The 12,687-nt window shown below is 65.9% G+C and carries 13 protein-coding genes; 1 reads left to right on the top strand and 12 read right to left on the bottom strand.

Features of this window, described 5'->3' with window-relative positions; all coding sequences use genetic code 11:
* Positions 1-27 precede the first annotated feature (27 nt).
* Positions 28-420, top strand: coding sequence for a hypothetical protein (locus tag N8I71_RS05710; protein WP_262876978.1), 393 nt, complete (start codon positions 28-30; stop codon positions 418-420).
* Here the strand turns inward: N8I71_RS05710 and dxs are convergent.
* The 12 genes from dxs to N8I71_RS05650 form a co-directional block, all read right to left on the bottom strand.
* Positions 417-2,336, bottom strand: a complete 1,920-nt coding sequence (gene dxs, locus N8I71_RS05705) for a 1-deoxy-D-xylulose-5-phosphate synthase (RefSeq protein WP_262876977.1) — start codon at positions 2,334-2,336, stop codon at positions 417-419. The genes N8I71_RS05710 and dxs overlap by 4 nt on opposite strands.
* Positions 2,337-2,504: 168 nt before the next feature.
* Positions 2,505-3,629, bottom strand: coding sequence for a photosynthetic reaction center cytochrome PufC (gene pufC / locus N8I71_RS05700; protein WP_262876976.1), 1,125 nt, complete (start codon positions 3,627-3,629; stop codon positions 2,505-2,507).
* Positions 3,630-3,632: 3 nt separating this feature from the next.
* Entirely contained in the window at positions 3,633-4,640 is a 1,008-nt protein-coding gene (pufM, locus tag N8I71_RS05695; RefSeq protein ID WP_262876975.1) for a photosynthetic reaction center subunit M, read from the bottom strand.
* A gap of 3 nt (positions 4,641-4,643) precedes the next feature.
* The gene (gene pufL, locus N8I71_RS05690) at positions 4,644-5,543 is read right to left on the bottom strand and encodes a photosynthetic reaction center subunit L (RefSeq protein WP_262876974.1); all 900 of its coding nucleotides are present in this window, start codon (positions 5,541-5,543) and stop codon (positions 4,644-4,646) included.
* A 137-nt stretch (positions 5,544-5,680) separates the two neighbouring features.
* Complete coding sequence (gene pufA / locus N8I71_RS05685; protein ID WP_109666569.1) at positions 5,681-5,845, bottom strand: light-harvesting antenna LH1, alpha subunit; 165 nt, start codon at positions 5,843-5,845, stop codon at positions 5,681-5,683.
* A 14-nt stretch (positions 5,846-5,859) separates the two neighbouring features.
* Positions 5,860-6,009, bottom strand: a complete 150-nt coding sequence (gene pufB, locus N8I71_RS05680) for a light-harvesting antenna LH1, beta subunit (protein WP_109666570.1) — start codon at positions 6,007-6,009, stop codon at positions 5,860-5,862.
* Between the two features lie 215 nt (positions 6,010-6,224).
* Positions 6,225-6,443 carry a cytochrome PufQ gene (pufQ, locus tag N8I71_RS05675; protein WP_262876973.1) on the bottom strand — a complete coding sequence of 73 codons (219 nt, stop codon included), beginning with the start codon at positions 6,441-6,443 and terminating at the stop codon, positions 6,225-6,227.
* A gap of 1 nt (position 6,444) precedes the next feature.
* Complete coding sequence (bchZ, locus tag N8I71_RS05670; protein ID WP_262876972.1) at positions 6,445-7,917, bottom strand: chlorophyllide a reductase subunit Z; 1,473 nt, start codon at positions 7,915-7,917, stop codon at positions 6,445-6,447.
* Positions 7,911-9,500 (bottom strand): chlorophyllide a reductase subunit Y, encoded by a 1,590-nt coding sequence (gene bchY, locus N8I71_RS05665; protein ID WP_262876971.1) that lies wholly within the window; start codon positions 9,498-9,500, stop codon positions 7,911-7,913. The genes bchZ and bchY overlap by 7 nt, the downstream gene beginning before the upstream one ends.
* A gap of 4 nt (positions 9,501-9,504) precedes the next feature.
* Positions 9,505-10,509 (bottom strand): chlorophyllide a reductase iron protein subunit X, encoded by a 1,005-nt coding sequence (locus N8I71_RS05660; protein WP_262876970.1) that lies wholly within the window; start codon positions 10,507-10,509, stop codon positions 9,505-9,507.
* Complete coding sequence (gene bchC / locus N8I71_RS05655; RefSeq protein WP_262876969.1) at positions 10,506-11,447, bottom strand: chlorophyll synthesis pathway protein BchC; 942 nt, start codon at positions 11,445-11,447, stop codon at positions 10,506-10,508. The genes N8I71_RS05660 and bchC overlap by 4 nt, the downstream gene beginning before the upstream one ends.
* A gap of 123 nt (positions 11,448-11,570) precedes the next feature.
* Positions 11,571-12,683 carry a methyltransferase gene (locus N8I71_RS05650; RefSeq protein ID WP_406676079.1) on the bottom strand — a complete coding sequence of 371 codons (1,113 nt, stop codon included), beginning with the start codon at positions 12,681-12,683 and terminating at the stop codon, positions 11,571-11,573.
* Positions 12,684-12,687 lie beyond the last annotated feature (4 nt).

Raw genomic sequence — 12,687 nt, 5'->3', positions numbered from 1 at the left:
AAACGCGATCCATGGAGGACTGGACCAATGCGCGGAGTGTTCCTGATCGCGGCCTTTTTACTGTTGGTCGCGGTGCCGCCCGCCCGGGCGCAGCAACTGATCGGCGAGTATTTCGCACTCCTCAGCCCGGTCGATTTCTACAACAGCAACGGCGTGAGACTCCGGGACTTCGGCGCGATCCTTCAGCAGGACCGCGCGAATTTCCACCGCTTCGGGCGCCGTGACGACCTCGATCAGTGGGATCCGGTCTTCGGCGACGCGGGTCAGCGGGCGCGCATCCCCGGCATCTGGAGCGTCGTGCAGGGGTCGGAGTACATTCCCGGCGCAGTCCTGTCGGGCCAGACGCGCTACGTCTGGGTCCGCATCTACGGTTTCGGGACGGTTCCCAGCTACATCCTGGTCAGCGAAGGGGCGGGCTAGGCCCGCGCCTTCTCCCTCAGCGAGGCGACGCCCAGCGCTTGGAGCGCCTGGCTTGCGATGTCGGCGGCGGTCAGGCCGGCGTCGGCATACATGTCCCCGGGGCTTGCCTGGTCGATGAACCGATCGGGCAGGTGCATCGTCCTGACCGCGCAGCGCCCGTCGAGCTGACCGGTGGCCGCGAGATGGTGCAGCACGATCCCGCCAAAGCCCAGCATCGCCCCCTGCTCCACCGTCACCAGCGCGCGGTGTCCGTTCATCAGCCTGTCGACGAGGTCGGTGTCGAGCGGCTTGGCAAAGCGCGCGTCGGCGATGGTGACGCTCAGGCCCTTGGCCTCAAGCTCGCGCGCCGCTTCCCGTGCCTCGGCCAGATGCGCGCCGAAGGACAGAAGCGCGACATCGGTGCCTTCCTGCACGACGCGGCCCCTGCCGATCTCCAGCACGTCGCCCGTCTCGGGCATCGGCACGCCCACGCCCTCGCCGCGCGGATAGCGAAGCGCGATGGGCCCGCTGTCATGGGCGGCGCAGGTCGCCATCATGTGAACAAGCTCCGCCTCGTCGGCGCAGGCCATAACGGTCATGTTCGGCAGCGCGGCGAGATAGCCGATGTCGAAGGCGCCCGCATGGGTCGGGCCGTCGGCGCCGACAAGGCCCGCGCGATCGATCATGAAACGGACCGGCAGGTTCTGCAGCGCCACGTCATGCACGATCTGGTCATAGCCCCGCTGCAGGAAGCTCGAGTAGATCGCGCAGAAGGGCTTCAGCCCGCCGGCGGCGAGACCGCCGCAGAAGGTGACGGCGTGCTGCTCGGCGATGCCGACGTCGAAGACGCGGCCCGGCATCGCCTTTTGCAGGATGTTGAGGCCGGTTCCCCCGGGCATCGCGGCGGTGACGCCGACGATACGGGAATCGGTCTCTGCAAGGCGTGTCAGGGTCTGACCGAAGACGTTGGTGTAGCTGGGCGCGTTGGGCTTGGACTTCGCCTGCACGCCGGTCTTCACGTCGAACTTGGCGACGCCGTGGTAGCAGTCGTCCGCCCCTTCGGCGGGCGCGTAACCCTTGCCCTTCACGGTGACGGCGTGGATCAGGACGGGCCCCGTCGCCTGCGCCTTGGCGGCGCGCAGGACATGGAGAAGCTGCCGCATGTCGTGCCCGTCGACCGGGCCGATATAGGTGAAGCCCAGATGCTCGAAGAGCGTCGCGGATTTCGGATGGCCGGTCACCAGTTCCCGGGCGCGCTCGGCGCCCTGGCGGAGCGGTTGGGGCAGATGGGCGGCGACCCCGTCGGCGATGTCCTTCAGCGTATGCAGCGGCGAGCCGGAATAAAGCCCCGAGAGATAGCGGGACATGGCTCCGACGGGCGGCGCGATGGACATCTCGTTGTCGTTCAGGATCACGAAGAGCCGGCGTCCGAGGTCGCCCGCGTTGTTCATCGCCTCGTAGGCCATGCCCGCGCTGATCGATCCGTCGCCGATGACGGCGATCGCGTCCCCCGTCGCCTCGCCGAGTTCCCGCGCCATGGTGAAGCCCAGCGCCGCGGAGATCGAGGTCGAGGAATGCGCGGCGCCGAAGGGGTCGTAATCGCTTTCGGATCGCTTGGTGAAACCGCTCAGGCCGTCCTTCTGGCGCAGCGTGCGGATCCGGTCGCGGCGGCCGGTGACGATCTTGTGGGGATAGCACTGGTGCCCGACGTCCCAGACAAGCTTGTCGTAGGGCGTGTTGAAGACCGCATGGATCGCGACCGTCAGCTCGACCACGCCGAGCGAGGATCCGAGATGCCCGCCGGTGACGGAGACCGCGCTGATCGTTTCGGCGCGCAGCTCGTCGGCGCATTGCGCAAGCTCGGCATCGGACAGGCGGCGCAGGTCCGAAGGGTAGCGCACGCGGTCGAGAACGGGGGTGTGGGGTTGGTCGGTCATGTCTCGCGGTCCTCCCGAACCGGGGTCTTGAAAGAAGACCGCGGACAGGGTCTGACACCTGTCCGCGGGTCCAGTTGACCTACGAAGGGACGTAAGGTTTCCGGACAGCCGGGGGCAGGTGGACCCGCCCCCGGCAGAAGTCGATATGAGCGCGCTGCGCCATGGCCCTCACTCGAAGTCCGAGTAGTCCGGCATGCCGTCGAGGACGGCCAGTTCGGGCCAGTTGGTGATCACGTTCAGGCCATTGAGCGGCTGCTGCTCGCCCTGGTGGCAGGTGCGGCAGGCCAGCTTCGGCACGTCCGCATAGAGCGGGCCGAGGCGTTCGGCGGGCAGCACGTCCTGCAACGGCAGGATGTACTGTTCCAGCTGCTCCTGGACCATGATGATGCCCAGGCTCGCCGTGGCCCATTGCGGGGTCACCTGCGCGGGATCGTAGAACGCGCGGCTGTTGTGACAGAACACGCAGTTCACGCCGAGCGAGTTGGCGATGTAGTTCATGAACGCGTAGGTCCGTTCCGCCTGCTGGATCAGGGGATCGCCCGGCAGGTTCTCCACCCGGCTGGCCAGGTCGTGGACGGCGATCGGGTTGTAGAAACCCTCGTCGTTCAGCAGGAGATAGTGCTGCAGGTAGTCGGACGGCAGCGAGGTGAAGTTCGAGACCATCGTCACTCGGTTCTGGATCGCGGGCCAGCCGCGGGCATTGGCGTTGACGCCGATCCAGCCGTCCTCGTCCATGCCGCGGGTATTGAACCAGACGTTGTTGGGCACCGGCTGCCCGCGGTGGCAGGTGTAGCAAGTGACACCGACCGTCGCGTTGGCCTGAACGTGAGCGCCCCAGTTCTGGTTTATGTTCTGGGTCATCTCGATCATCGTGTAGGCGACCTGGGTCTGGTAACTGTCGTTACCCGGCTCCAGGAGATCGGGAATGCCAGTCCAGGACCGCATCGCCGTGAGCAGACGCTCGTAGTTCTCGACCGTGACGTTGGCGAGCGTTGGCGGAACGCCTTCGATCGCCTCGCCCGCCAGTGTCTCGCCACCGGTCGGAACCACCGGCTCGGAGGTGACGAACCCGTCGACGTCGGGATAGACCGCCAGGTCCGACACGAACTCCGAGACGTGCATGCCCGTGCCGCGTGGGCCGGTCTGCATCTGATCGGTGGCGAAGGGCTGGCCCCAGGCCACGATCATGGCCGCGACAAAGACCGCCGATCCCGCGATCCCCACCGCGATGGCGGGGCCGAAGATGTTGGTCGGGTTGTCCCGGTTCCAGTTGTCAAACCACTTCGGAAACATGGTTCACTGTCCTCCCATCGGCGCGATGCCACCGAAGTCCTGGTAGGTGCCGTAGGCTTCGTAGCCGTATGCGCCGAGGTATTCGGGGGCGAAGTTGTGTTCGATGGCCCAGATGAACCAGTTGTCCACCACAGTGCCGGTAAGGAGGATGCCGATGCCGCCGGTGATGGGCGTCAGGACGGCGAACCACCAGGCCCAGCGGTGAATCCCCTCCATCGTGGCGTTGAAGCCCATGGTCCAGCGCCAGAACAGGCCCGCACGTTCCGAGGCGGTGCCCCGGTCGGCGATCTGCTCCAGCTCCCGGTCGCCGCCGTAGCGGGAGACCGCGAGGATCGTGGCGCCGTGCATCGCGAACAGAAGCACCGAGCCGTAGAGGAACACGATCGAAAGCGCGTGGAAGGGGTTGTAGTAGAGGTTTCCGTAGCGGATCGAGAAGGCCGTGGTCCAGTCGAGGTGCGGGAAGATGCCGTAGGGCACCGCCTCGCTCCAGGATCCCATGAGGATGGGACGGAACAGGCCCAGGACGAGGAACAGCCAGATGGCGGCCAGGAAGGCCCAGGCGATGTGCTTGCCCATCTTGTGCTGCGCCGCGAGCAGGTAGGTGCGGACCCACCACATCATCACCGAGATCAGGAGGAAGAAGCTCGAGATGATGTACCAGCCGCCGTCATTGAGCGGAGGCATGCTCAGTCCGTATTCCGGCCCCGGAGGCTCGAGCGCCAGCCAGAACAGCTGACGGATGAATTCCGGGATCGACCAGTCGACCTGGCTCAGCATGTTGAAGCCGACGATGTTGAACCAGAGCGTGCCGGTGGCGAGGCTGATGAGGCCCGCCCAGCCGAGGTAGATCGGCCCCAGCTGTGCGTTGCCGATCCAGCCGAGGATGTTCCAGAACGTCGCGCGTTTGGTCCGCTCGCCGCCGAGGATGTTCTCTCTCAGCTCCATCCCCATTTCCGGTTCGCCTTGAACCTGAACCTGGGTGAAGATGTTCTGATACTCGAAGTAGGCCATGGCTCAGTTACCTCCCACGATGGCGGGCGCCGCGGAGCCGTAGGTTTCCAGGCCCGTGCTGTCATAGACCAGCGCGGGATCGGGCCAAATCGGCAGTTGCAGCCACCAGTTCCACCACTCGGGCCAGCCGGAGGTCCAGACCGGGCCGGAGATGATGATGCAGACCGCGCTCCAGAAGCCGGCGTTCAGCGCCAGGAGAAGCCCCAGGCGGTGGATGCCGAGCGTCCCGATCGAGTAGCCGATGAAGTCCCGGAAGAACGTATCCTCGTGATCCGGGGTCAGCATCTCCTCGCCCTTCTCGGGGTTGGCGGCCGACAGGATCAGGCCGCCGTGGAGCGCCAGCGCGAAGGTCGTGGTGAAGAAGAACGTCACCGCGATCATGTGCGCCGGGTTGTAGTGGAAGTGCAGGTAGGCGTAGCCAACGTTCGACACCCAGTCGAGGTGACTGAAGATGCCGTACGGGAAGCCGTGGCCCCATGCGCCCATCAGAAGCGGGCGGAACACCACCAGCGTCACGTAGGCGAAGATGGCGAAACCGAAGGCGAAGGGCACGTGATAGCCCATCCCCAGCTTGCGGCAGATCTCCACTTCGCGCAGCGCCCAGGACACGAAGGCCCCGACCGCGCAGAAGGTGATGATCTGCCAGAGGCCGCCCTCGAGGAGCGGCGCGAAGCCCAGACCGTAGCTCAGGTCGGGCGGCGCGATGTTGATCGTCCAGGGGTTGAACGTGCCCTGCATGGCCGCGCCCCAGAAGATCAGGATTGTTCCCAGCAGCGCAAAGAAGGCTGTCGTGACCCCGAAGAAGCCCACGTAGAAAGGGCCAACCCAGAAGTCGAACAGATCGCCGCCGATCAGCGTCCCTCCGCGGACGCGGTACTTTTTCTCGAAGCTTAGCAAAGCCATGCGTCTGTCTCCGCGTATGGCGGCGTTTTCCTGAGATCGGTCAGCCGTCAGTTATTCGTCGGTTTGCCGCGGGCGGAACGGGCGCCCCGCCCGCAGCGATTGTCGTTGCCGTCACGAAAGGTGCGGCTTCGGGCGGCTCAGCCGCCGAAGCCGGCCGTCGCAGCGGCGGACTCGAACCAGTTCAGACCGGACGACAGAACCACCAGGTGGATCATCGCCGCGAGAAGGAACAGGAAGACACCCTGGGCCACGAACACGCGGCGGGGGTCGAAGATGAGCCAGATCTTGTAGAACTTAGCCATGTCTTACTCCCTCCTCAGAACCAGGGCGCCCAGATGTACGTGGCGAGATGAGCGACCAGGGCGACGGCCGAAAACAGCCAGAGCCCGCTCATATACACCGCGTGCAGCTCTTGCGCCTGCTCGTCGGTCAGACCCGTGAAGGACAGGTCAGAATTGTCAGCCATTAACTTTCCTCCGGAACGTTAGACTGATGCCGCGTTCCCCGCGGCCGGGCCCCGACAAGGCCTCATTGCCCTGCCGGCATTCCACCCGGCACGGATCACTCCGTTCCGGATGAATTCAGTCTCGGCTCCGGTCGTCACGCCGAGGTGTGCGTGGTCCCCCTCACCTGCCAGCCGGGTCTGAATCGGCTCTGTGCGGCGGGTCAGGGTCGAATTTGTCAGGCCGAGAAGATCATCGGCGTGATGATCCGCGCCTGGCTCCAGGCGCGCTTGATCGGTCCCTTGTCGGTCATGCTTCCCGTGCGGATCGCCGCGAGAGCCCAGGTCAGGGTCGCAAGCGGCAGCGTCGCGGCGAAGATGATCGCGAAGTAGATCATGAATTCCGTCTTCGGCGGCTTGTGCCGCGTGACGGGTGCATTCGAGGTGTAGTCCGTCATCTCACTCTCCCTCGTTGATGTCGAAACCCGTTGGCGCGAGGCGCCGAACGGTGTCCTTGGCCACGCGCTCGGCACCCTCTTCGAGCGCAGCCTTCTCGGCGGCGTCGCGCAGGGTCTTCGCGGCGGAAATGCGTGTCAGGATCGGGTGCTCGGCCACGATGCGGTCGAGAAGCGCCTGGGCGTCCGGATCCCATGGGAAGTCGCGGCGCAGCGTCGTGGGCGTCGCCTCGACACTGTCCATTTCGGAGCCCAGCGGCAGGATGTGGAACAGCGCGTCGAACAGGCCGTTGCACACCTCCTGAAGCATGTAGGTGGCGCCGGCGTAGCCCATGAAGGGCGTGCCGGTTGCGCGACGGATGGCGGCGCCGGGAAAGCTTGCCGGGATGAAGGTGGGCTTCGGCCCGTGTCCGGCCGACATCTCGGCGAGGTACATCTTCTCGTTGATCGACCCCATCAGCACCAGCGGGCGCTTCTGGCTGACCATGGCCCGGACCTGTTCGTTGTCGGTCTTCTTGCCGGCGACGCGGGCCACCGCGAAGGCGCAGGGAAGGCCGAGGTCGGTCTCGAGGAAATTGCGCACGCCACGTGCGTAGGTCTCATTGGCCACGATCCCGAAGGAGGCGGTCGCAAAGAAGTCCTGCGTGACCGAGCGCCAGAGGTCCCAGACCGGCTTGATCGTCGAGTGCTTTTCCTTCTCGATGAACGGCTCGGGATCGAGGCCCGTCAGCTCGCCCAGCATGCGAAGGAACTTCGTCGTGCTCTCCACGCCGATCGGCGCCTGCAGGTAGGGCTTGCCCAGAACCTCGCAGAGGCCACGGCCGAACTCGCGGTACATGCAGATGTTCACGTCCGCGTTCACGAGGTTCCGCATCTCGGCCAGGTGGGAGCCGAGCGGCATCACCATGTTGACCTCGCAGCCGATGCCTTCGACGAGGCGGCGGATCTCGTGCAGGTCCGAGGGCATGTTGAAGGTGCCGTACATCGGCCCGAGGATGTTGACGCGGGGGGCGGCCCCCTCCTCGCGCTTCTTCTCGGGCGGCATACGGCCCTTGGTCATGCCGAACTCGGTGAAGATCCAGGTCATGGCGCGGTCCGCGCTCTCCCACTGGTCCTCGTCGATGGTGCGCGGCAGGAAGCGCTGGATGTTCGTGCCCATGGGCGTGACACCGCCGCCGATCATCTCCGCGATGGAGCCGGTGACGACGACGGAGGGCAGCGCGGGGTCGAGCACGTCCCAGGCGCGCTTCATCGCGCCTTCGGTGCCGTCACGACCAAGCTCTTCCTCGGCGAGGCCCGTCACGACGATGGGCAACTCGTGCGGCGGAAGGCCGTCGGTGTAGTGCAGGACGGAGGTGACGGGCAGGTTCTCGCAGCCCACGGGTCCGTCGATGATGACCTGAAGGCCTTTCACCGCGGTGAAGGCATAGACCGAGCCCCAGTAGCCTCCGGCGCGATCGTGATCCTGGATCAGCATGTCACGCCCCCATTCGCTGCGACGCGGGCTTTTTCGGCCTTGTCGAGCTTCTTCTGGTGCGCGGCGCGGAAGTCCGGGCGCACGTTGGGCGACCCTTCCCAGATACCGGCGGTGTCGCCCTCGCCCACACCCTCGAAGAAGGCCTTCATGTGGGCCATGCGGTCCTTGTTGCCCATCGCGGCGTTGACCACCTGCTGCAGGCTGCCTGCACCCATCGGGCCCATCAGCGGACGGGCGGAAATGAGGTTGGTGAAGTAGAGGCTGGGGATGCCCAGCTCCTTGCCCTTCTGCACCACGGGCGTGGTGCCGATGGCGAGGTCCGGCTTGATCGCCTCCATCGCCGCGCAGTCGTCTTCCAGCGATGCCCGGAACTTGACCTTCACGCCGCGCGCCTCGAGCCACTCGACGTCCGGTGCGGACCATTTCGTCTTCGGGCAGGCCGTGCCGACATAGGGGATGTCGGCCCCGCTCTCGATCAACAGGCGTGCGACCAGAAGCTCCGAACCCTCGTAGCCCGAAAGCGTGATCGTGCCCTTGATCGGTGTCGCGGAAAGCGCGCCCTTGATGGCGGGAAGGAATGCGTTCTGGGCGGCCGCGACCTTGTCGGCGGCGACGCCATAGGCATCTCCGATGGCGGCGAGCCATGCGGCGGTTCCGTCGTGTCCGACGGGCGCTGAACCCACAATCGTGCGGCCGGCGGCCTCGAACTCACGAATTGCGGCGGTGTAGAAGGGGTGGATCGCGGCCACCACCTCGCTATCCAGCGCGGCATAGAGCTCGCGCCACTCACGGCAGGGAACGACCGGACCTGCCGCCAGACCGAGTGGCGCGAGCATCCCTCCGATTCCAAGAGGATCCGCAGGGAACATTTCGCCCAACAGCGTGACTGTCGGACGGTCTGATTTACCCGAGACAGGGGCCTGAACGGGACCGGCCTCCACCTCCTGTCGGGCATAGTTGAGCATCGCCCCGGCGAGGACATCCTTGGCCTCGGCATGGGTCGGCACTCCGAAGCCCGGGACGTCGATGCCGACGATCCGGACTCCATTGATCTCATCCGGCAGAAGCCGGAGAGGCACACCCGACGCCGTGGGAACGCAGAGATTGGTGACCACGATCGCGTCGTAACGCTGGGGGTCCGCCATCTCGTGAACGGCGTCGCGGATGTCTTCGAAGAGTTTCCCTGTCACCAGGGTCTCTGAATTGAACGGCACGTAGCCCACCGACCGGCGGGCGCCGTAGAAGTGGCTGACGAAGGTCAGGCCGTAGACGCAGCAGGCCGACCCGGACAGAACCGTGGCGACCCGGCGCATCCGGAGACCCACGCGGAGCGAACCGAACGCGGGACACATCGACTGCGGCTTGTCGTGGGGGCCTTGCGGGTAATCCTTCGCGTACTGGTCGAGGATCTCGGACTTGCCCGCGAGGCGCGCGGCCTTCTCCATCTCGGCGGCACCGGCATGGCATCCCATGCCGTCCCCGCCCGAAAGACCGGGCACGGCGGCGTCCGAACCCTCGGCCCGGGCTTCGCCCTGGATCACCTCGGCTTCTGCGGCTTCGTCGTATCTGATCTCTTCGGTCATTGTCTCAGGCCTCGTCGTAGATCACTTCGAGGGATTTCTTCGGCTTTGCGTCCTTGCCCCGCATGTCGGCGTCGGTGGCGGGTTCGAGCGTGATGCCGGCCCCTGTCTCCGAACCGTCGAACAGCTCGAGCAGCTGGTCCTGTGTCAGGGCCGTGGGACGCATCGGCGGCGCCACGGCGACGTTCTCGCCGAGCGCGGCGAACAGGGCGCCCCACTGGCTCTGGGCCGTGCCGACGATCTGGTAGTTCGCGGATTTCTTGCGCAGGTCGTCGTCCTGGGGGATCGACGCCAGCACCGGGATGTCGACCGCTTTGGCGAAGGCCTGCGCCTCGCCCGAGCCATCGTCCTTGTTGATGACGAGGCCGGCGACGCCGACGTTGCCGCCGAGCTTGCGGAAGTATTCGACCGCAGAGCAGACGTTGTTGGCGACGTAGAGCGATTGCAGGTCGTTCGACCCGACAAGGATCACCTTCTGCGCCATGTCGCGCGCGATCGGCAGGCCGAAGCCGCCACAGACCACGTCGCCGAGGAAGTCGAGCAGCACGTAGTCGAAGTCCCAGTCGTGGAAGCCCAGCTTCTCCAGCAGCTCGAAGCCGTGGATGATGCCGCGCCCGCCACAGCCGCGCCCGACCTCGGGGCCGCCAAGCTCCATCGCGAAGACGCCGCCGCGCTTGAAGCAGACGTCGCCGATCTTCACTTCCTCGCCCGCGAGTTTCTTCTGCGTCGAGGTTTCGATGATCGTCGGGCAGGCCTTGCCGCCGAACAGGAGGCTCGTCGTGTCCGACTTGGGATCGCAGCCGATCAGCAGCACGCGCTTGCCCTGCTCGGCCATCATGTGGCTGAGGTTGGCGAGCGTGAAGGATTTGCCGATGCCGCCCTTGCCGTAGATCGCGATGATCTGCGTCTTCTTGGTCGGCTCACCCTGCGGAACCTCGAGCGTCGGCTCATTGGCTTCTTCGCGGAGCTTGGCGTCGTAATCGCGCAGGTTCGGTACTTCGTCGAGGCTCATGCGGCGTTCTCCCAGTTCAGGATCATCTTCAGGCACGCCGGATCTTCGAACGCCGTCTGGTAGGCATTCGCGGCATCGGTCGCGGCGACCGTGTGCGAGACGAGATTGTCGAGGCTGAGCGCCCCGTGGTCGATGAGGTCGCGGGTGGCGACCAGGTCATCGCGGGTCCATTCGGCCGCGATTCGAAAACGGGCTTCGCGCATGAAGGCGGGCGGGAAGGCGAAGGACAGGGGCTCGGGATAGAACCCGGCCAGCACGACCTCACCACCCTTGGCGAGACGGCCGATCAGCGTGTCGAGAAGGCCCGCCACGCCGGACGCGTCGTAGATCGAACGGTAGTCGCGGCGTTCATCGGCGTCGGGGTGGATCACCTCGTAACCTTCCGCACCGGCCATCCGGTCGGGATTGATCTCCCACACGGTCGGGGCCTTGCCGCCGGCGGCGATGGTCAGCCGCGCAAGAAGCCGCCCGAAGACGCCATGGCCGACGATCAGGTCAGGAAGACTGGTGTTGATGCCGGCGATCGCATGGCGGCCAGTGGCGGCCAGCGCGAGAAGCGCGCCTTCTGCACCCATGGCCTTGTCGATCTTCACGACGCGTTCCGCCGGCGTGACCAGGCGGCTCGTCGCGCCGCCGAACAGGCCCTTGATCTCGCCGTAGCAGTTGGCGCCGGGCACGAAGACCATGTCGCCGGCACGGAAGGGCGTGCCGCTTCCGGCCTCCACCACTTCGCCGGCGGCCTCGTAGCCGGGGACCAGGGGATACCCCATGCCGGGGAAGGGCGGCATCTGGCCGGACCAGAACAGTTTCTCGGTACCGGTGGAAATGCCCGAATACCGGATGTCCACCACCAGATCTCCGGGCCCAGGATCGGGCAGATCGATCTGACCCAGACCCACTTTCCTTGGTGCTTCGAGAATGACGGATGTGCAGTTCACGGTTCAGGTCCAGTCGGTCGTCGGGACGGTCGTCAGAGAATCTGTACACTGCCCTTGCTTGAGTGTCAGTTTAACCTGACACTTTGATATGTCAATGTGAATGGACACGTCCGCTCATTTTCTTCACGGCTTCCGCGCGGTGACGAGACTGGTGATGAAGGGGCGCGCGGTCTTGACGGGCGTCGCGTCGGAAAATCCGGCTTCCTTCAGCATGGAAGCGATTTCTTCCGCGCTCCGGACGCGGCCTGTCCGCATGGCCATGCAATAGACCGCGAAATAGGCGTCGCCCGCGCGGTTGGGCGCATCGCCGCCCGACATCGGTTCAGCGACGATCACGCGTCCGCCATCCTTCAGCGACGCGTGCACCTTGGCCAGAAGCATCCGCACCGTTTCGTCGGAATGATCGTAGAGGACGCGCACGAGGCTGACCGCGTCGGCGCCCGTCGGCAGGGCATCGGTGCGGAAGCTTCCACCCGAGATCGTTGCGCGGTCGGACAGGCCATGCGCGTCGAAGCGCGACGCAGCCCCCTCGGCCACCACGGGCAGGTCGAAGAGATGCAGCTGAAGGTGCGGGAAAGCGAGGCCGGCGGCCGTCAGGAAGGCCCCCGTCCCGCCGCCGACGTCGAGAAGGCGCGACGTCCCGCGAAGATCGAGCGCGCGCAGCGCCTCTTCCGCGACGAGGGTCTGGCTCTGGGCCATGAGGTCCGAATAGGTCTGCGCGGTCTCGGCCGAAACCTCTCCGGTCGCACCGAAGACATAGGGCCAGAAGCCAGCAAGCTCGGTATCCGATCCGTCACCGAAGAACCCCTCGGCATCGGAAAGGTCCCGATACAGCACGTCATGATGGGCGATCATCTGCGGCAGACCCGGAATGCCCGGAAGCGCGGCGCCCAGACGGCCCAGCGCGTAGCGGCCATCGCGTTTGCGCTTCAGCAGGTCCAGCGCGGCGGCGGCCTGGCACAGGACGCGCATCCGCGCGGGCGGCAGGCCGGTCTCGAGCGACAATTCCTCGGGCCGTTTCGGACGGTTCGCCAGACGCGCGGGCAGGTCGAGCGCCACGAAGGTGCGCAGCACCTGGGAATGCACGAAACCGGCGACGAGATCGAACAGCGCCTCGCCATCCTTGCGCGCGATGCGGGCCGCGAAGGGCGTGCGCGCAGCGGCTTTCTGGAACGCGCGTGAACCGATCAGGGCTGTGCGCCAGGCATAAAGACGGTCGGCCAGCGAGGGCCGCATCCCG

It is taken from the genome of Roseicyclus sediminis, assembly GCF_025515305.1.
GTDB classification, from domain to species: Bacteria; Pseudomonadota; Alphaproteobacteria; order Rhodobacterales; family Rhodobacteraceae; genus Roseibacterium; species Roseibacterium sediminis.
The sequence above is the reverse complement of the archived record's forward strand: the minus strand, read 5'-3'. Positions and strand labels throughout refer to the sequence as shown.

What these genes read in the sequence shown, in the direction of transcription:
- N8I71_RS05710 (WP_262876978.1), top strand. Translation starts at nt 28, where the DNA reads ATGCGCGGAGTGTTCCTGATCGCGGCCTTTTTACTGTTGGTCGCGGTG.
- dxs (WP_262876977.1), bottom strand. Translation starts at nt 2,336, where the DNA reads ATGACCGACCAACCCCACACCCCCGTTCTCGACCGCGTGCGCTACCCT.
- pufC (WP_262876976.1), bottom strand. Translation starts at nt 3,629, where the DNA reads ATGTTTCCGAAGTGGTTTGACAACTGGAACCGGGACAACCCGACCAAC.
- pufM (WP_262876975.1), bottom strand. Translation starts at nt 4,640, where the DNA reads ATGGCCTACTTCGAGTATCAGAACATCTTCACCCAGGTTCAGGTTCAA.
- pufL (WP_262876974.1), bottom strand. Translation starts at nt 5,543, where the DNA reads ATGGCTTTGCTAAGCTTCGAGAAAAAGTACCGCGTCCGCGGAGGGACG.
- pufA (WP_109666569.1), bottom strand. Translation starts at nt 5,845, where the DNA reads ATGGCTAAGTTCTACAAGATCTGGCTCATCTTCGACCCCCGCCGCGTG.
- pufB (WP_109666570.1), bottom strand. Translation starts at nt 6,009, where the DNA reads ATGGCTGACAATTCTGACCTGTCCTTCACGGGTCTGACCGACGAGCAG.
- pufQ (WP_262876973.1), bottom strand. Translation starts at nt 6,443, where the DNA reads ATGACGGACTACACCTCGAATGCACCCGTCACGCGGCACAAGCCGCCG.
- bchZ (WP_262876972.1), bottom strand. Translation starts at nt 7,917, where the DNA reads ATGCTGATCCAGGATCACGATCGCGCCGGAGGCTACTGGGGCTCGGTC.
- bchY (WP_262876971.1), bottom strand. Translation starts at nt 9,500, where the DNA reads ATGACCGAAGAGATCAGATACGACGAAGCCGCAGAAGCCGAGGTGATC.
- N8I71_RS05660 (WP_262876970.1), bottom strand. Translation starts at nt 10,509, where the DNA reads ATGAGCCTCGACGAAGTACCGAACCTGCGCGATTACGACGCCAAGCTC.
- N8I71_RS05650 (WP_406676079.1), bottom strand. Translation starts at nt 12,683, where the DNA reads ATGCGGCCCTCGCTGGCCGACCGTCTTTATGCCTGGCGCACAGCCCTG.